Annotated in this window: 18 protein-coding genes; 9 read left to right on the top strand and 9 right to left on the bottom strand. The window is 44.4% G+C overall.

From position 1 onward, the window contains the following. Positions 1-86: 86 nt before the first annotated feature. Both QUA50_RS10025 and QUA50_RS10020 read left to right on the top strand, forming a co-directional pair. Positions 87-440: an HNH endonuclease gene (locus tag QUA50_RS10025; protein WP_333262624.1), complete on the top strand. Its 354-nt coding sequence runs from the start codon at positions 87-89 to the stop codon at positions 438-440. 171 nt (positions 441-611) lie between these two features. Then, the gene (locus QUA50_RS10020; RefSeq protein ID WP_333262622.1) at positions 612-1844 is read left to right on the top strand and encodes a hypothetical protein; all 1233 of its coding nucleotides are present in this window, start codon (positions 612-614) and stop codon (positions 1842-1844) included. A 14-nt stretch (positions 1845-1858) separates the two neighbouring features. On the opposite strand, the gene QUA50_RS10015 is transcribed toward QUA50_RS10020, so the two are convergent. The 4 genes from QUA50_RS10015 to QUA50_RS10000 form a co-directional block, all read right to left on the bottom strand. Continuing rightward, on the bottom strand, positions 1859-2158 hold the full coding sequence (locus QUA50_RS10015) for a (2Fe-2S) ferredoxin domain-containing protein (protein ID WP_333262619.1): 300 nt from the start codon (positions 2156-2158) through the stop codon (positions 1859-1861). 307 nt (positions 2159-2465) lie between these two features. Then, on the bottom strand, positions 2466-3440 hold the full coding sequence (locus QUA50_RS10010; protein ID WP_333262617.1) for a cysteine synthase A: 975 nt from the start codon (positions 3438-3440) through the stop codon (positions 2466-2468). 65 nt (positions 3441-3505) lie between these two features. Next, entirely contained in the window at positions 3506-4090 is a 585-nt protein-coding gene (locus tag QUA50_RS10005; RefSeq protein ID WP_333262615.1) for a Uma2 family endonuclease, read from the bottom strand. Between the two features lie 246 nt (positions 4091-4336). After that, positions 4337-4975 carry a peroxiredoxin gene (locus QUA50_RS10000; RefSeq protein WP_333151366.1) on the bottom strand — a complete coding sequence of 213 codons (639 nt, stop codon included), beginning with the start codon at positions 4973-4975 and terminating at the stop codon, positions 4337-4339. A gap of 160 nt (positions 4976-5135) precedes the next feature. On the opposite strand from QUA50_RS10000, the gene QUA50_RS09995 reads away from it, so the two are divergent. The 5 genes from QUA50_RS09995 to QUA50_RS09975 all read left to right on the top strand — a co-directional run bounded on the left by QUA50_RS09995 (position 5136) and on the right by QUA50_RS09975 (position 8581). Beyond that, positions 5136-5411 carry a hypothetical protein gene (locus tag QUA50_RS09995; RefSeq protein WP_333262612.1) on the top strand — a complete coding sequence of 92 codons (276 nt, stop codon included), beginning with the start codon at positions 5136-5138 and terminating at the stop codon, positions 5409-5411. 95 nt (positions 5412-5506) lie between these two features. Beyond that, on the top strand, positions 5507-5869 hold the full coding sequence (locus tag QUA50_RS09990) for a cupin domain-containing protein (RefSeq protein WP_333262609.1): 363 nt from the start codon (positions 5507-5509) through the stop codon (positions 5867-5869). A 648-nt stretch (positions 5870-6517) separates the two neighbouring features. Then, positions 6518-7399 carry a ChaN family lipoprotein gene (locus QUA50_RS09985; protein WP_333262607.1) on the top strand — a complete coding sequence of 294 codons (882 nt, stop codon included), beginning with the start codon at positions 6518-6520 and terminating at the stop codon, positions 7397-7399. A gap of 38 nt (positions 7400-7437) precedes the next feature. Further along, on the top strand, positions 7438-8019 hold the full coding sequence (locus QUA50_RS09980) for an NAD(P)H-dependent oxidoreductase (RefSeq protein WP_333262605.1): 582 nt from the start codon (positions 7438-7440) through the stop codon (positions 8017-8019). Positions 8020-8440: 421 nt separating this feature from the next. Then, a complete protein-coding gene (locus QUA50_RS09975) occupies positions 8441-8581 on the top strand; it encodes a hypothetical protein (protein ID WP_333299458.1) in 141 nt (46 codons plus the stop codon). A 26-nt stretch (positions 8582-8607) separates the two neighbouring features. Here the strand turns inward: QUA50_RS09975 and QUA50_RS09970 are convergent, their stop codons facing one another. Further along, positions 8608-9438 (bottom strand): inositol monophosphatase family protein, encoded by an 831-nt coding sequence (locus QUA50_RS09970; RefSeq protein WP_333262602.1) that lies wholly within the window; start codon positions 9436-9438, stop codon positions 8608-8610. Between the two features lie 87 nt (positions 9439-9525). Continuing rightward, the gene (locus tag QUA50_RS09965; RefSeq protein ID WP_333262599.1) at positions 9526-10959 is read right to left on the bottom strand and encodes a BCD family MFS transporter; all 1434 of its coding nucleotides are present in this window, start codon (positions 10957-10959) and stop codon (positions 9526-9528) included. 141 nt (positions 10960-11100) lie between these two features. Here QUA50_RS09965 and QUA50_RS09960 point away from each other — a divergent pair, with 141 nt between their 5' ends. Then, positions 11101-12045, top strand: coding sequence for an aldo/keto reductase (locus tag QUA50_RS09960; protein WP_333262692.1), 945 nt, complete (start codon positions 11101-11103; stop codon positions 12043-12045). 167 nt (positions 12046-12212) lie between these two features. After that, the gene (locus QUA50_RS09955) at positions 12213-12728 is read left to right on the top strand and encodes an isoprenylcysteine carboxylmethyltransferase family protein (RefSeq protein ID WP_333262596.1); all 516 of its coding nucleotides are present in this window, start codon (positions 12213-12215) and stop codon (positions 12726-12728) included. A 53-nt stretch (positions 12729-12781) separates the two neighbouring features. Here the strand turns inward: QUA50_RS09955 and QUA50_RS09950 are convergent, their stop codons facing one another. The 3 genes from QUA50_RS09950 to QUA50_RS09940 all read right to left on the bottom strand — a co-directional run bounded on the left by QUA50_RS09950 (position 12782) and on the right by QUA50_RS09940 (position 17463). Beyond that, entirely contained in the window at positions 12782-15553 is a 2772-nt protein-coding gene (locus QUA50_RS09950) for a tetratricopeptide repeat protein (RefSeq protein ID WP_333262594.1), read from the bottom strand. A 267-nt stretch (positions 15554-15820) separates the two neighbouring features. Next, entirely contained in the window at positions 15821-16390 is a 570-nt protein-coding gene (locus tag QUA50_RS09945; RefSeq protein WP_333262591.1) for a tetratricopeptide repeat protein, read from the bottom strand. Positions 16391-16473: 83 nt separating this feature from the next. Continuing rightward, the gene (locus tag QUA50_RS09940; protein WP_333262588.1) at positions 16474-17463 is read right to left on the bottom strand and encodes a tetratricopeptide repeat protein; all 990 of its coding nucleotides are present in this window, start codon (positions 17461-17463) and stop codon (positions 16474-16476) included. Positions 17464-17501 lie beyond the last annotated feature (38 nt).

The raw sequence follows: 17501 nt of genomic DNA, 5'->3' as shown, positions 1-17501 counted from the left end.
CAGAATTCTGGCGGCGACGCACCCTACTTTAATTAGAATAGGAGTAGGATAATCATCTCTACCGAAAGTGACTCAAGAGGGATATCATGCACTTCCTCACAGCCGATCGCGCTAAACTAAAAGTAGCAATTCCCCTATCCAGCAGCATTGAGAAAATTATGCAGTGCGAATTGTGCGATCGACAAATGGAAGCATTAACCGCCCATCACCTCATCCCCAAACAAAACACCAAGCGGAAAAACGAAGATCCCAGCCAGACAATCGACATTTGCTCGGCCTGTCACCGCCAGATTCACTCTCTATTTGAGAACAAACACCTCGCCCAAGAGCTCAACACCCTGGAAAAGCTCAAAAATGACCCTGAACTCCAGAAATTTCTCTCTTGGATTAAGAAACAAAAAACCGACAAACGCATTCAAGTACGCGGCAAAAAAGCTTGAGCGCAATGCCCGATCTCAGATATATAGTCCTGGACGCAGCTAGTGTCTGAAACCCGGTTTATTCATAAATTTTCAGTTTCCCAAACCAAAGTTTTGCAGCGCAGCCCGGTTTGTTTGCGGAAATCCTAATATAGTGATTTACTTATTCGTAACAAGCTGCCAACAATTATCATGAACCTCACCTCCCTCGAACTCGCAAAAGACCGATCGCGCATCTACAAAAACTACCTTCAAATGGAAATAGATGCCCAAGCTAACATAAACAAACTAGCTTTTTTAGACCGGGGCATTGAAAAATCTCCTTACCAACAACACATTAAAAACTATCCCGATTATCTCAAACAGAAACCCGACGGCTTAAAAATAATTAGCTCTCTTCCCGGCCCCAATAATCCCCTCAAACTTACCCCGTTTCCCAGCCTGGGAGAACTACCTCAAATTAACTCTCAAGCTTTAAGTTTCCTCCACGCAGACATCAAAGAAGCCTGCGTTTGCATTGGTACTTTTGTAGAGGGCAAAATTCAGGCACAGTGGCTGGGAAAAAACGCACTTACCAATGCTGAGCAGTGGAGCGCCACTAAAATTATCGCACTCCTTAATATCGTCAGTCAAATAAATAGCAAATATCCCGACTGCGACATTGACAACTGCGTTGTTAGAGATGGCAACGGACTAAGACACGATTTTTACTTTTACGATGTAGCAAAAGACATGATTAGCTATGCCTCAAAGATAGCAAGTTCAAACTCCTTAGCCGCGATGTTCAAACGCTTCGATACTCGGACAGGACTAGAGCAATGGCTCAAGAGCGCTACTGGCAATAATGACCTAATTTTTCGCGGCGATTACGGCGAAAATCCTTATCTCAACAACCCAAAAATATTCGATCTCACCAAAAAACAAGTGCTGCTAAGTGCGGCCGCAAACAGCACCAAACAAAAAAATTCCGTATCTGCTTATGACTTGACCAGGCTGATTTTCATGTTAGGATGGCACTTCCACATCGAACAGCGATCGCGCATGAAAGCATCTCAGTGGAACAGCTTAGAAAGCATTGTCCGAGCAATGGGACATGACAGCGCTCGATATGCGGACGTAGCAATTAAAACTTTGGGGATGGATAGCCTCATTACTTCTCCAGTAATTATCTCAAAATTGGGTTACGGACTGAGCTCGATCAGGGGAACCCTAGAAACAGTTTATGTAGCTTTAGTGCGGTTTGTTGACGAGCGACCGAAGGCGGCGGGAAAGCCGGCCAAACTCAGAACTTTAGCCATGACTTTGCGGGCAGAAAAACCTGTAAGCGGTTCCAGCAGTGTCGATCGCTTGGCGATCGAACTCGACGCCAGATTTTGCGCCGAAGTCACGGAAATTCTCCGCCGATTGTTTGCGGAAGAATTTTAAACGCGGGCGATCGACTACTTAGAAAGTCGGTGAAACTTGCGGTAAAGCATCCTCTCCACCGGCTTTCCTCCCCGCAAATGTTGCTCAGTTATTGCCGCAACTTCTTCAGGGCAAACACCGCTGTACCAAACCTCTTCTGGCAGTACCAACACCATCGGCCCGTTGCCGCACTGTCCCAAACAACCGCTAGCAACAACTTCAACTTCTGATGGCGACAATTTCTGAAAAGCTGCCAGTACCTTTGCTGAATTTTGCTTGCGACAAGTGCGGTTTTGACACACAAGAACTTGTCTAGAAGATTCGATAATTTTCATGTTTTTTTACTTGACATTCAGCTCAATATATGCTATTTTTTTATCATGGGAATAGGTGTCGTCATATTTGCCCAAATTGTAGGAAAGTCGTTAAAAACTTTGGACGGGCTAGAAGCCCATCCCACAACTCATTAAACTTGGATTGCATTCAATCGCTGTGAAGTCCTCAAATTATCTGCGTTTATCTGTGTTTATCTGCCTCATATCTGCGGTTTCTGTATTAATCAAAGACTTATGCAATTCAAGTCTATTGATGATAGCTGCATCTGCCCCGACGGTAAGGTACACGGCATTGCACGCGCGCAGATTAATCCGATGATAAACCTTTTGATGCCAACCATTGTCGATCGAACAAACGCGACTGATACCGAGCCCCACCGTCGCAGAGTACCGTAACAATCGTATGTCCAGGCCCCATTTGCTTCGCCAAAGCCACGGCCGCCCCCACATTAATTCCTACCGAACCGCCCATAAATAACCCATCTTTTCTCAACAGTTGGTAAACCACCCGCACGGCTTCCGCATCATCTATTTGCAAGGCATCGTCTACCGGGGCATTTTCCATATTTCCCGTCACCCGACTCGTGCCGATTCCCTCAGTAATCGAACTGCCTTCAGTCTTAATTTCCCCAGTTTTGAAATAACTGTAAAGCCCGCTGCCCATCGGGTCTGCCAAGACAATTCTCACAGCAGGATTTTTTTCTTTCAAAAACATTCCTACCCCAGCAAAAGTGCCGCCCGTACCAGTTGCGGCTACCCAAGCATCAATTTTCCCGTTGGTTTGTTCCCAAATTTCCGGGCCAGTTGTCTCGTAATGAGCTCGGCGATTGGCTAAATTGTCAAACTGATTTGCCCAGACTGCATTCTCCATTTCCGCAGCCAATCTTCCCGACAATTTGACATAATTATTCGGGTCTTTGTAAGGAACAGCGGGAACAGTCCGAACTTCAGCGCCCAAGGTTCTTAAAGCATCGATTTTTTCTTGAGATTGGTTATCGGGAATCACAATCAAACATTTGTAACCTTTAGCGTTGCAAATGTGGGCTAAACCGATGCCTGTATTGCCGGCAGTACCTTCAACAACGGTGCCGCCCGGTTTCAGCAAGCCTTTTTCTTCTGCATCTTTGATGATGTATAAAGCAGCCCTATCTTTAACGGAACCGCCGGGATTGAGAAACTCTGCTTTGCCGAGAATTTCGCAGCCAGTTTCATCGCTGAAGCTGTTTAAGCGAATTAGTGGTGTGTTGCCGATTGTGCCTACAAAGCCGTTTTTAATATCCATATTTTTTGCGTTTTTCCATCCTATTATTGATTTTTACAAGAAGTTGATATTTATTGCTACCAGTTCTACCAAATCTTGCTCATATGGAGTACGAATCCCGGCAAAACTGGGTCGCCGCTAACTGTAGCCGGATTCTCCAAACATTCCTCTGCCAAACCGGGACGGTAGATGTAAACTCTGCGATTTTTGCGGTCGATAAGCCAGCCTAACTGCACTCCGGGTTCTCTCATATATTCTTGCATTTTTTCTTGCAAGGGCTCTAAGTCCTCAAAATCTGGTCTGAGTTCAACTACAAAGTCAGGGCAAATCGGGGCAAATTTTTCTTGCTGTGCTTTTGATAAAGTATTCCACCTTTCCAGTTTAATCCAGGAAGCGTCAGGCGATCGCACGGAGCCGATCGATAAAGTAAATCCCGTACAAGAAGCAAAGGCAATGCCAGTTCCGTCTCCCTTTGTCCAAATTCCCAGTTCTCCACTTAAAATAGCATTGCGGTTGCTGCTGATTCCCCCAACGAGAGTCAACAATAGTATTTCTCCCCGCTGGCTGCGTTCAATCCGCAAGTTGCGATTGATTTGACAAAAATTAAAAAATTCGTCGTCTGTCATTTGCAATTCTGGTGGCATTTGCAATACGATCGGAGATGACAGCATTTTGCCTTTCCTAAAATCTCAATTGTTCAGACAATAGGGCAATTTCTTTGTTCGCAGCATCGAAGTTCAGTCCTCAAAACCAGGATTAATGACTAAAGTCCTTACGCACGGGTACTCAGAAACCGGGTTTTTTTACGAAAATATTTCGCACTCGCCCACAAATTCGGCAAAAAACCCGGTTTCTTTGTCCTTAATGCGTAAGTCCTGGACTAAAGTCCTTACTACAAACAGGGTGGTAAATTAAACCTATTTATTCGGCTGAGGAGTCATCCGCAAATAAGGCTTAACCGGCGTGTAGCCTTTGGGAAATTTCTCTGCCAATTCTGCGGGGTCGGTAATTGAAGGTACGATGACGCAATCGTCGCCGTCTTTCCAATCAACAGGAGTCGCAACGCTGTATTTGTCGGTAAGTTGCAAGGAATCAATTACTCGCAAAATCTCATTAAAATTCCGACCAGTGCTCGCGGGATAAGTAATGCTCAAACGCAATTTCTTTTCCGGGTCAATCACAAAAACTGTGCGGATTGTTAAGTTGTTCAGCGAGTTGGGATGGATCATGTCGTAAATGTCGGAGACTTTACGATCGCCATCTGCTAAAATCGGATAATTGAGAGTGACATTTTGAGTTTCCTCAATATCTTTAATCCAGCCCATGTGAGAATCCACATCATCGACGCTGAGGGCGATGGTTTTGACGCCCCGCTTGTCAAATTCCGACTTGAGACGGGCCACTGCACCGAGTTCTGTGGTGCACACTGGAGTATAGTCTTTCGGGTGGGAAAACAACACGACCCAGCTATCGCCAGCCCAGTCGTAGAAGTTGATTTCCCCTTCAGACGAAGCTTGGGTAAAGTTGGGAACTGTATCGCCTAATCGCAGAGTCATAACTGATTTCCTCTAATTTTATTTAAGGACTGTTCCTTATCATCCCATAATTGCCCGGTTTCTCGATCGAGCTGTAAAGGATTCTAAACTTTTTGGTCGATCGATCGGCAATTCCACTACTCTAATGTATGTGTGGCTTCTAACGCTAAATTTTCTTGCTATGCTTTACTTTTTGCTTAAGGCAATACAGCCTGTTTTAGTCCCGCTGTGTTTTGTCTCCGCCTGGGGTTTAGTTTTTTTGATCTTTTCGAGTATCGGGCATACTGTCGCCGACTCCCTGCGCCGAGCTCAGAGGATGCACCAAATCCCTTGTGCTAACTGCGTATTTTTCACCGGCGACTACCACCTCAAGTGTCCCGTTCAGCCTACAATAGCTTTATCTGAAGATGCGATCGACTGTCCTGATTATCGAGGGCATTCGGGAATTTACGGTTGAAAAATCCGGCCGCCGCTTTACATATTTCTTAACATCTCTGGCTCTTTCAATTAAACTTAAGTTGTGGTAAAGAGATTTTCAGGAGTGTGGAAAGAATGCTCATTCAAAAGCTAAATGCCTGCGGCGAGTTTATTGCTGGCGACGGTACTCAACTGCGAGAATTGCTGCATCCAGACAAACAAGCTGTGGATTTGCGTTACAGTTTAGCCCACGCCACTTTGCCACCGGGACAAACTTCTGCGCTGCACTCCCTGACAACTTCTGAAGTTTACTACATCCTCAGCGGCGTTGGAGAAATGCACATCGACGAGGAAAATCAATTCGTGGAAGCCGGAGATGCAGTTTACATTCCGCCAAACGCCAAGCAGTTTATTTACAACTGCGGCACAGAGCCGCTAATATTTATTTGTATCGTCGATCCCGCGTGGCGAAAGGAAGACGAGACAATTTTCCCGTAATATCATGTCCTATCGAGCGATTAAAAGGGCGGGTTTTTGAGATTGTCAATTATTGACAGATATTTTTCGTGAGGGGATCCCCTACCGTATTAGGGGTCATCAACCGGAGATAATATAATTATGCTCGTTACCAGGCTCTGCCCGGTAACGCATATCTAGAGGGTGTGCCTCTACTGAAAAATAAATCACAAACCGAAAATCTCTTTTAACAACAACAGCACCCAGCCATATGTACCGAGTGATTTCCTCTTTTTTCAACTTCGATGTGGAGTTGCAATAATCCTCGGATTCAGTTGCATTGCTCCCCTCTCATTAGTTGAGGAAGTATCAGCTTTGTTGGTGGGTGCTGCTATTGGTTTTTAATGAGACAGATGTGAGATTAAACAGCGTTTTTACTCCTTAGATTCTATTGTGAACTTCGCTGTGGTATCTAGATGTTGTATCTGTCAGAGAAGCTTTTTGTTTGCTTCATATTATTAATTTATCACCTTCTTCTAGAAGTGCAAGTACCTGCAACTAAACTTTACATTTTTAGAAGGAACTGCGGATAATTATGAAGTTAAATTAAGCATTGAGCTTTCTAGCTGCTCAGCTAAAATAGTAGAGTTCGGCTGTGCTTGCTGCTGCGAGAAACGGCATAATATTTGTATGAAAACAACCAAACTCATCAAACTGTGCGCCTTATCGCTGAGTATATTTCTGCTGTGCAGCAGTGCAGTGACAGCTTCAACCACGGCGAACCCTCAACCTGGGCAGACTTACACTAACCAAGAGATTCTGCAACAGTTGGTGAAGGCAAAAGTCGTGTATCTGGGAGAAACCCACGATAGCGCGGAAGACCACCAAGCTCAACTGAAGATTATCCGAGAAATGCAGCGGCAAAATCGGAAAATTGCGATCGCGATGGAAATGTTTCAGCGTCCCTTTCAAAGTGCGATAGACAACTACTTAGCAGGTAAACTAACTGAGGAGCAATTAGTCGAGCAAACAGAGTACGATCGCAGGTGGCGTTTTCCCTGGGAATCTTACGCCCCCATTTTGCGGTTTGCCGCATTAAATCAACTACCCGTCCTCGCCTTAAATACACCATCCGAAGTAACGAGAAAAGTTGCCAGTCAAGGTTTAGAAAGCCTCACAGCCGAGGAAAAAAAGCACATTCCGCCAATATCCGAAATTCACACCGACAACGCCGAATACCGGCAACTGCTGTTAGAAGTTTTCCAGCAACACCAAAAGGCAGGACAGGGAAATAGTACGGCTTTTGAAAGATTCTTGCAAGCTCAAGTTTTGTGGGACGAAACTATGGCGGAAAAAATAGCTGAATTTGTCAAAGCAAACCCCGACTATCAAGTTGTCGTGTTGGCGGGGAAAGGACACATTATTTACGGTTACGGCATTCCCAGTCGCGTCGAGAGGCGTTTGGGAGTCGGGAATGTAAAAGCGCGATCGGTTTTATTCAATTCCAGTGAAAATCCTGCTTTGTCGGCAGATAGATCCATTGCTGACTTTGTTTGGAATCACTCGGAATAGTACAATTTTACTCGGAAGCAATAATCAGGAAAAAATCAATGACAAACAGACCAAAAATACTTGCATTTGCCGGAAGTACCCGCGAAGCATCCTACAACAAACTGCTGGTAAAAGTTGCGGCGGCTGGGGCTAGGGAGGCGGGCGCAGAAGTTACTTATGCAGATTTGCGCGACTTGCCGATGCCGCTATTTGACGAAGATTTGGAAGCACAAGAGGGAATGCCAGAAAATGCCCGGAAATTGAAGGAATTGATGGTAGCGCATGACGGGTTTTTGATAGCTTCCCCCGAGTATAACAGTTCAGTTACGCCTGTGTTGAAAAATGCGATCGATTGGGTATCGCGCCCAGCACCTGGTGAACCGGGATTGGTGGCATTTACTGGCAAAGTAGCGGTAATTATGAGTGCTTCCCCAGGCGGAATGGGCGGTTTGCGGGGATTGGTTCATTTGCGATCGATCTTGGGGAATATCAACGTATTGGTACTGCCGGATCAGAAAGCAATTCCCCAAGCTTTTGAAGCATTTAATGCTGACGGTACGATGAAAGATCCCAAACAGCAGGACGCTGTTGAGAATCTCGGTGCTAAGTTGTCTAACGTGCTGTCGAAATTAATCGCTTGAGGCAATAAATTCATTTTGCAGTTGGGACACAGCAATGTTGTGTCCCTAATCCCAGCATCTGTTATTTTGCCGGCTGCATCAAGTGCGATCGCCAACCGCAGACTTTTCCGAGTTTCTTCCAAAGTTTATTCTTGTATCTTCCCACAGGCTAACTCTTCGACCTAGCCATACCGCTCATCTACTTTTTCCCACACCGCAGTAAATCTATTTACCCTTGTGCCTCTACTTGAAAACGGGTATAATTTTATTTCCGAGAGATAATAGCCAGTCAAAAACTTACCATAAATTGTACCAAGACCGCATCACCCGATCGACGTAAAACAAAACCACCCGATCGCAGATTGGCACAAATCGACGAGAGTAGGCATACTTTAACCATCGGTCATCGGTCGGTATATTTCTTCCAAACAGCAGGGCAGGCGTGGGAGACTCCTCCGTCACGCCTGCCCTGCTGTTTTATTTAATAATTGAGCGATTTGTGCGATCGCCAATGATACCAGTTCCCAAAAAGAATGAAACTGTAGATTATATTCAAACCCTTTGGGAATTAGTAATTCCTTAATCGAAAATCGAAAATCGAAAATAGTATCACCCCATTTTTTTCTTCTTCCAAGCCTCCACAAACGGCAAAAACACCGATACCGACTCCTGTCGGTTCACCACCAAAGTCGGATAAGAAACCCTGCCGTAATTCTTCTCCACTTCCAGCGGAAAAATAGTCTGGGACTCCAGGGGCAGCCAAACCGCACCAGCAGCCTTCACAATTACCCAACTCCCAGCAATATCCCAAATTTTCGGAGTCGCTTCCACCCCTCCCAAAACCGCACCTGAAGCCACAGTCAAAAAATTGTAACTAGCCATACCCAACATCCGAACTTTACTCGGAAGATGAGGCGCGATTCCCACACTCCGCGAACACAAATTAAAAAAATGATTCCCGGTCATTTTATCAGCAGTCGGACGAGTTGGCTGCCCGTTTAAAAACGCACCTTGAGGCATATTGTCAAACACGCCGCCCGCCAAATCAGGTGCATAAAAACCGTGAAAAGACTGATTAATTGGCGGCAAATGCACGCAGCCAAAAACCGGAGTTCCGCGATACAACAAACCCAAAGAAATACCCCAAATCGGAATTCCCCTAGCAAAATTAGTGGTAGCATCCAAAGGATCGACAACCCAACACCATTCAGTATCGGGGAAAACCTGTTCGCCTTCCTCGCTTAAAATGCCGTGACTGGGAAAAGTAGATGCGATCGCACTTCTAATTTCCGCATCCGCCCAATTATCGGATTTCGTCACCAAACTCCCGTCATCCTTCTCATCCGCTTGCACCGAACCGAAATCTTGCAACAACTGCTGTCCGACTCTCTCGACAGTAACCCGCGCAAAACTTAAAATAGAATCCCAAAAATTAGTCATTAGTTATTCGTTATTCGTTATTGATTATTGGAACTAACAACTGCCACAGCCCAACTGACAACTGACACCTGCTTTCCTGACAACATATCAGTCTAATTCATTTTCAAGAATAGTTGCGATCGCACTTTTAGCATTATCCTGAAACTCTCGAACATCCACCCTACTCAACAGCCAAACAGCCAGAATCATACCCGCCGCCGGCACAGCAAACACCAACCCGTAAGCCAACATCGGCAGCCCAAACAAACTCCTGCCAAAATCCAAAATAGCACCGCCAGTAACCGTCGCCACACCCCGCGCCATCGCCTGCGACAAACCCCAAGCGCCAATAAAAGTCCCAGCAGTTTCTGCTGCAGTCAAATCCAACATCAAACTCAGCGCACCAGTCGTCGTAATACCCGAAGCTAAACCAAACAACATTAAAGCCGACTTAAACACAATTGGATTACCAGTAAACCCCGATAAAATAATCAAGCCAAAACAAGCCGCCACAGACAAACAGCCCAATCTAATCGTATTTTGCTTGCCAATGCGCGGCACAATTAAAAAACCAGTTGCACTCAAACCGATCAGAGTACCAGTACCGTAAATAGCATTCAACTGCGTAGTTTCCGAAATCGACATCTTAAAAATTTCCCCGCCGTAAGGTTCCAAAACCGCATCCTGCATAAACAAGCAAATTGTCATAATCAGCAGGAAAGTAAAAAACAAACCGGTTTGGCGGCTAGCAGTCAAAATCCGCAGCGCACTTCCCAGAGTAATTTTATCTTCTCGATTCACTGCGGACGATCGCATCTTGTACCGCGAATACTTTTTCTCAACGCCAAAAGTCGCAATCCCCACCAACAGCAAAACCAGCGCCGGCACCTTCACAAACAAACCGTTAATCGAAGCCTGCAACACTTCCCGCGGCACATCCCCATCAATTTGCTTCAGCAAACCACTGCTAACAATCGCCCCGATAATAATACCAACCATCAGCATCGACCACACCACACCCACCAACTTCGATCGATCCTCCTCATCGGAAACATCCACCAACAAAGCAGCAAAAGGAGTCGAACTCGAACAAATAGCAATACCGTAAAGCGCAAAAATCAAACCCAACAAACCCACCCAACCGTAAGTAGGAGTTGTCCATCCCACAGCCTCCAAACTGCCCCCCAAGCCCCACATCACCTGCACCGCCAAAAAAGCAGAAATCACAAACAAAACCCCGCCCATCCACACATAACCCGTGCGGTGATGGCCAAACAAAGGCTTAGCATCAGACATTTGCCCGAACCACACCCTAGCCGGCGCGACAAACTGGTGCATAGCCAGCGTACCCGCCACCACAGTAGCCGGAATCGCCAACTCCTTAATCATGACGCGATTGAGCACCCCCAGCGTCAAAATCGACATCATGCCCAATCCCATCTGAAACAAACCCAACCGGAACATAGTCAGGAGGGAAACTCTCTTTTGGGCAGGAGTCGCGGAATCTGTTAATCTTGAATCTGGCAAACGGTCGATCGACATAACTACTCAAATAAACACATCATTTGCACTTATAGTACCTGAGATATCGCAACCCGCCGCCATTCTTCCCCAAGCTAGAAGCTCGATCGCGATTATTTATAGAAAAATAATAGACAATAAAGAATTGTGGATTTACCAACCGTGACAACCATTACCCTAGGAAAAAATGGCCCAGCCGTCATTCCCCTGTGCGTCGGAACTTGGGCTTGGGGCGACAAACTATTTTGGAACTACGGCAGCAACTACGGCGCCGCCGAAGTCGAAGCAGCATTCAAAACATCCCTAGACAGCGGAGTCAACTTTTTTGACACAGCCGAAGTCTACGGTAACGGCTTGTCAGAAGAATTGCTGGGGCAGTTTCTCAAAAAAACCAGCCAACCCGTGCAAATAGCCACCAAATTCGGCCCCGTACCTTGGCGGATTACAGGAAAATCAGTTTCCGAAGCTTTAAGTGCCAGCTTAAAACGCTTGCAAGTAGAACAAATAGCCCTCTACCAAGTGCACTGGCCCTTCACTTTTTTACTCAGTCAAGAAACCCTGATGAACGCCTTAGCCGACGAAGTAAAACAAGGCAGAATTCAAGCAGTAGGAGTCAGCAACTATTCAGTAGAACAGATGCGCCAAGCCCATAAAATCCTAGCAGCAAAAGGCGTTCCCCTAGCAACAAATCAAGTCCGCTACTCATTGCTGTCGCGGCAAGTAGAAAAACAAGGAATTGTGAGTGCAGCCCGCGAATTGGGCGTCACAATTTTAGCGTACAGCCCCTTAGCCCAAGGATTGCTCACCGGCAAATACACAGCCCAAGAACCACCTACAGGAGCCCGCAAAATGGACTCCCGCTTCAGCAAAAGCGGCCTCGAAAAAATCGAATTAGTCATGTCTACCCTGCGGAAAATGGGCAGAAAGCGATCTCGCACTCCCGCCCAAGTTGCCCTAAACTGGTTGATATGCCAAAACGGAGTCATCCCCATTCCCGGCGCCAAAACCGCAAAACAAGCCCAAGAAAATGCAGGCGCTTTAGGTTGGAATTTGAGCCAAGATGAAGTCAATCAATTAGAATTAATGACACGTCCCTGGCGAGAATAAATTTGTTTGTTAATTGTTGACTGTTGACTGTTGACTGTTCGCCGTAGGTTGGGTTTTACTTCGGTCTACCCAACCTACAGTTCACTTTCTTCTCCCCTCTTCCTTCTTCCTTCTTCCTGACATCCGTTACATCCGTTACAAAATCCGTTGCCGAACTTCGTCTTACTATGAAAATCTTAACTGACTGGGGTTTCACGCGCGAAGGCTGGCGCAATAACAGCCGCGGCGAATATTTAGTTTTGCTTCAAGGAGGATTGCTCACAGGATTTGTAATCTTACCAGTTTATCAACTGCCAGGATTAAAAATTCAATCAACCCACTTACTTTATATTATCTGGTTTGTGGCCAGTATTCTAGGCTTAACCGGATTAATTTTCATCATCAAAGGATTGATAGACTTAGGAAAAAACCTCACACCCTTACCGTATCCCAGAGAAGACGGAGAATTAATCCAAACAGGCATTTACGGGATAGTGCGGCATCCATTATACAGCGGCTTAATTTTAGCAGCCCTCGGCTGGACACTTTTTCAAATGAGCATATCCCACTTAATAGCCAGCGCACTATTAATAATACTTTTCGAGATCAAAGCCAACCGAGAAGAAACCTGGTTAACCAAAAAATATCCAGCCTATTCAGAGTACCGCCAGCGAGTAAAAAAAATAATTCCCGGAATCTATTAACAGTTCGATCTAAAAACCTCGCTGTCAACAGTCAACTCTCAACAGTCAACTATTTAAAGACCATTACCAATCAGAATAAACGGTGCCCAGTAGTACGGATGACTCAAACGAGTAGCCACTGACTGTCTCAAACTACCCCGGGTTCTAGCTAAAATTGATAAATTTGCCGATCGACCCAACACTGAATCATCACCTGTAATTAAGGCAATTTGCGCTTTTTGCAAAGCTTCAGCCTTTTTAGTTGTCCCCGACTGCAACGCCGTATAAAAAGCAATCATCAATGCTTGAGTGCCGCCATCATCTACTTTCCATAAAGATGCGATCGCAGCTTTTGCTCCTGTTTCCTGTATCTGGTAGCCAAAACCTAAAATTTCTTCTCCATTACCTAGTTTACCACCTATCCCCGTCTCGCAAGCACTCAATACTACCAAGTCTACATTCAGTAGATTTAAAGTTTGAATATCGGGCAGGGTAATTAAATCTCCATTCCCCAGCAAAATAAACGAATCTTCGGGTTTTCCCGTAACAAACATAGCATGAGTTGCCAAATGTATAATTGTATAATCGGGCAAACGCGGAATCATTGTGGCACTATTGAATTCCATATCTATTAATTTGGTAGTTCCTGGCATCATCGCAGCTAAATTTTCTACTTCCAGCCCCGCAAATTCCAAACCAGAAAAACCAAATCGAGTAGACCCCCGTTCAAAATTATGACGGCCCGTAGCAAAAGCACCAGCTAAAATGCGAGGTTTAGCAGCAGTTTCTCCAGTGAATTTGGTTAGGCTCATAGCAGTAATATTATTAATTACAAACCGCTGCCCCAACCATTGTTTACCGTCGTATAAAGCTGCTAGAGGAATGTAGCGCAACTGTCCGTCAGGAGCATAAATAATGCTTTTAGCTTGTGCTTCAGTCAGATCGTCTTCTAGGGGTTTGATTAACCAATTATAAAGTTTATTGGCTGGGATTGTGGCATCGGAGTTGGGATCTTCCAAAGCCATGCGAAATTCCACAATTGCTTGATTTACCTCTTGCTTTTTAACTGTTACAGTACGTCGGAATGGGGGAGAGTCAGCAGTTGTTATTACCAATTCTAAGCGGTCTTCTAAAATTAAAGGCTGAATCAATACGGCTTTTTTTTCTAACCGCTGCAATACGTCCGATCGTATGTTATTGAGTTGAGCTAGATTCACAGTTTGTACTCTAGGACTTAGTTGTTGGAGAATGGCAACAATTTCAGGAGAATTAATAAATTCGTTGAATGTGCCGCGCATTTCCTGCTGCATTTGCCTCAGATTGGCAATTTCTTGTTGCTGCTGGGATGTGCGATTAGCTGGAGTAATTTTTTCTAATTCAGCCAGCTTTCTGCCTAGTTGAATCTCTCGATTTAAAATTTCATTGTGTCTGTTTCGGATTTGCTGTTCTTGAGGAGTTAAGGGAATACCTTGTGCTGTTTGTTCGTTTCCCCGCACGGAACGGAGATAATCTTCTATTTCTTGAATTTTGAGTAAATCGAGGACTTGTTGTGCTTCTAAAACTCGGTCTTGTTGCAGTAATAGATCGGCGAGGCGGCGATAGGTATCGGCGACAGTTGTTGTATAAGAGCGCTGTTGTTCGGTGGGGAGAGAGCGCAAATCGCTGCGAATTGATTCGGTGACATTAACGGATAATTTATAAAAGACGATCGCCATTTCCGATCGATTTTGTTTTTCTAATACTTCACCGATGTTACCAAGAATCAGACGTTCAATTCGGCGATCGCCAATTTGTCTAATAATTCCTAAAGCTTTCTGGTAAGAATATAATGCTCCATCTAATTGATTTAAGCCTTTATAAGCACTGCCAATCGAATCAAGATTCTCTCCTATCCACAGTGTTTCTGCAAGTTCCTGAAAAATTGATAATGATTCTTTCAGGACTTCCAAGGCTGGCACATATTTTCCCTGTTTTTGATATACACTTCCTATATTATTTAGGGTACGCGCAATGCTGCCTCGTTCGCCGATAGCTCTGCGAATAGCTAATGCTTGCTGGTAAAATTCTAGAGCTTTAGAATAATTACTTTGTTCTATATAATAATCCCATCCTATATTGTGAAGAGTATTGGCTTCACCAGAACGATCCTTTAATTCTCTGCGAATCGCTAAGGCTTGTTGATACAATTCCCTTGCTTGGGAATGCTGACCTAAGCTAGTGTAAACTATGGCAATATTAGTTAAAACGGTGCCAATGATTGCTCGATCGCCAATCTCCGTACTAATATTAAGACTCTGCTGATAAAATTCTAGTGCTTGAGAATATGAACTTTTTTTCCTATATATTCCTCCAATAGAGTTAAGGGTACTGGAAGTACCAGCTTTATCATTGATTTGCTGGCGAATAGAAAGACTTTGTTGGTATAACGTCAACGCTGTAGAATATTCTCCTTTCCAAGCATAAATTCTTCCCATTTCATGGAAAACTTTTCCAAGGCACGCTTTATCATCAAGTTGTTGACAAATAGCTAAGGATACTCCCAAAAACTTTAGAGCTTGAGAATATTCACCTATTCGACCATAGACTATTCCTATTTCACTGTTGATTTCTGCAATCCGTTTGCGATCGCCAATTACTTGACGAATTACTAAAACTTTTTGATAGATATTTAATGCTTCTTGATATTGATTGCTGCGAAATTTCTGAGTACCTATCTCCAATAGTCTGTCTGCTTCAAGTTTAAGATGTGAATTGCTTGAAGTTGTCTCTTCCGCATTACGCACAGGGTATTCTGCTAATTGAACAAGTGAAAGTATGCTGAAGTTGCCATTGACTAAAATACTCATAATTACACTTGAAAACTTAATATAATTAAAACTCGAAAGCATTGATTGGTGTTAGCAATAGTAGTGAATAATGAAAAATTATACATTGCCTTGACATTTACTAATTCAAAGGCAATGTATAATTTATGTTGATTCTATTGTTTCTAAATCAGGTAGAGAAATTGTCAAAAATATAACCAACTTTAATGAATAGGGCGAGAATCATCAGGACCATCAAAAAAAGGCTTAAGTGGAGCAATTAATCATCAGAGGCTATCATCAGGGCCATCAGCTATCATCACGGCCACCACCACGGCTATCATCAGGGCCACCACCAGGGCCACGGCCACCACCACGGCCACCACCACGGCTATCATCAGGGCCACCACCAAGGCCACCATCCGCGTTACCAGCCCTCTTCAACTTAGATCGAGCAATTGGAGAATCATCAAGGCCACCTGTAGTGCTATCAGAGGCATTTCCAGGCTTTTGAGGTGGAATATCTATTTGCTCAGATCGAGATAACTTAACAATATTACCTCGATCTGAGGCGTACCATGAGGCTTCAGATTCCAAACTTAAAGAAAGAACCTGTGCTATTTCTTCACTAAGCTGATTACTACTTTCTTCAAAATTTGATCGAGCTTGATGATAAAATTCAACAGCTTGCCTGCTATATATATTGCCAATATTAGCCAAACTGCATCCAATCCCTACCGAATCGCCTATTTCTTCATAAATAGCTAATGCAGCTTGGCAATACTGCAATGCAGTAGCATATTTTTTGGCTTCAAACTTATTGCGAGCTTTCTGTAGTAAGTTAAATGCGATTTGATTGGTAGATGTTTCCGAATTCATTTGCGTTTTTGCCTCTTACTTTACTATTTAAAATTTGCACTATATAAAACTGTTCTCCGGGAAAAATCAAAATTTTCTCTAAATTAACTCCCCAATCCTCCGGCAAAGCGTTGCGGTTTTGCCACACTTGCCTTGAGTTTGGCAATCTGCGTTTCAATTTCCTTGACTCTTGGCGTATTTCCTAAAGCTTTGTGACTGTTTGTTGCCCGCATCAACCAGCGAACGGCTTCTTGCTTTTCGCCGATCGCCCCGTACAACTCCCCCAAAGCCTCCTCTAACTGTGCTTGCTCCCCGATATCTTTGGCTGCACTAGCTAATTTATGTGCTTGTAGATAATTGCTCTCCGCCAGCAAAGTCACCCCTTCTTGCCAGTATAAATCGCCTAGCTTGCGATATGCAATAGCTTCTTGAAAACCCCTTGCTACCAATGCTTCCAATGTCTCGATCGCCTCAGATTTCAAATCCGAACCGATGTAAAAATAAGCACGTTGCAAAGCTTTGGTTGTCTCGGCAATTTTTTGACTGTCAATTTGTTCGATCGCCCCTTTCACCAGTTGCTTTTCCGTCGTTGGTAGCATTCGGAAGCTTCGAGCGGGAAGTTTTTCCTCGTCAGATGTCCTGCCGTTCTCAGCTTTTACCACCAGTAAATACTCAAATCCCGGTTCCAGTTGTAGTGTTCCCGGATACACTACTTCATTTCCATTAACTTTTGTTTCCCAAATTGTGCGCTCGCCCTTCACTAAACTCACAGTATAATTATTAACACCGGGAACTTTGTTCCAACGCAACTTCGGTCGCTCGTTCAGCAATAAAGTGCGCCGGGGACTGATAATATAAGGAATTAAGACATCAAGAGGCCCGCGCGGATCGGCAGTATAATCGTCACAGTCGATCGCTAGCATTTCCGGTCGATCGATACCTGAAACTTGAGGATGCAATCCATTAATTATCGGATCAACTCTTGACGCTGTGACGATCGGGATTAAAGGCGTCAGCCCAAAAATAGCAAAGTAAATAAATGTTTTGTCTTTGAGATTGATTTGTCTCAGCTTGGATGGATAATTATTTTTCATTGCATAAGTTATTTTTCATTGTTCGCGCTCGCATAAAC

Origin of the sequence: Microcoleus sp. M2_D5 (genome assembly GCF_036701935.1) — a bacterium.
In the GTDB taxonomy this organism is placed as follows: Bacteria; Cyanobacteriota; Cyanobacteriia; order Cyanobacteriales; family Microcoleaceae; genus Microcoleus.
Note: the sequence above shows the minus strand (reverse complement) of the source record. Positions and strands in the feature narration are given on the sequence as shown.

Coding starts and splice junctions, on each gene's coding strand:
- QUA50_RS10025 (WP_333262624.1), top strand. CDS start 87: ATGCACTTCCTCACAGCCGATCGCGCTAAACTAAAAGTAGCAATTCCC.
- QUA50_RS10020 (WP_333262622.1), top strand. CDS start 612: ATGAACCTCACCTCCCTCGAACTCGCAAAAGACCGATCGCGCATCTAC.
- QUA50_RS10015 (WP_333262619.1), bottom strand. CDS start 2,158: ATGAAAATTATCGAATCTTCTAGACAAGTTCTTGTGTGTCAAAACCGC.
- QUA50_RS10010 (WP_333262617.1), bottom strand. CDS start 3,440: ATGGATATTAAAAACGGCTTTGTAGGCACAATCGGCAACACACCACTA.
- QUA50_RS10005 (WP_333262615.1), bottom strand. CDS start 4,090: ATGCTGTCATCTCCGATCGTATTGCAAATGCCACCAGAATTGCAAATG.
- QUA50_RS10000 (WP_333151366.1), bottom strand. CDS start 4,975: ATGACTCTGCGATTAGGCGATACAGTTCCCAACTTTACCCAAGCTTCG.
- QUA50_RS09995 (WP_333262612.1), top strand. CDS start 5,136: ATGCTTTACTTTTTGCTTAAGGCAATACAGCCTGTTTTAGTCCCGCTG.
- QUA50_RS09990 (WP_333262609.1), top strand. CDS start 5,507: ATGCTCATTCAAAAGCTAAATGCCTGCGGCGAGTTTATTGCTGGCGAC.
- QUA50_RS09985 (WP_333262607.1), top strand. CDS start 6,518: ATGAAAACAACCAAACTCATCAAACTGTGCGCCTTATCGCTGAGTATA.
- QUA50_RS09980 (WP_333262605.1), top strand. CDS start 7,438: ATGACAAACAGACCAAAAATACTTGCATTTGCCGGAAGTACCCGCGAA.
- QUA50_RS09970 (WP_333262602.1), bottom strand. CDS start 9,438: ATGACTAATTTTTGGGATTCTATTTTAAGTTTTGCGCGGGTTACTGTC.
- QUA50_RS09965 (WP_333262599.1), bottom strand. CDS start 10,959: ATGTCGATCGACCGTTTGCCAGATTCAAGATTAACAGATTCCGCGACT.
- QUA50_RS09955 (WP_333262596.1), top strand. CDS start 12,213: ATGAAAATCTTAACTGACTGGGGTTTCACGCGCGAAGGCTGGCGCAAT.
- QUA50_RS09950 (WP_333262594.1), bottom strand. CDS start 15,553: ATGAGTATTTTAGTCAATGGCAACTTCAGCATACTTTCACTTGTTCAA.
- QUA50_RS09945 (WP_333262591.1), bottom strand. CDS start 16,390: ATGAATTCGGAAACATCTACCAATCAAATCGCATTTAACTTACTACAG.
- QUA50_RS09940 (WP_333262588.1), bottom strand. CDS start 17,463: ATGAAAAATAATTATCCATCCAAGCTGAGACAAATCAATCTCAAAGAC.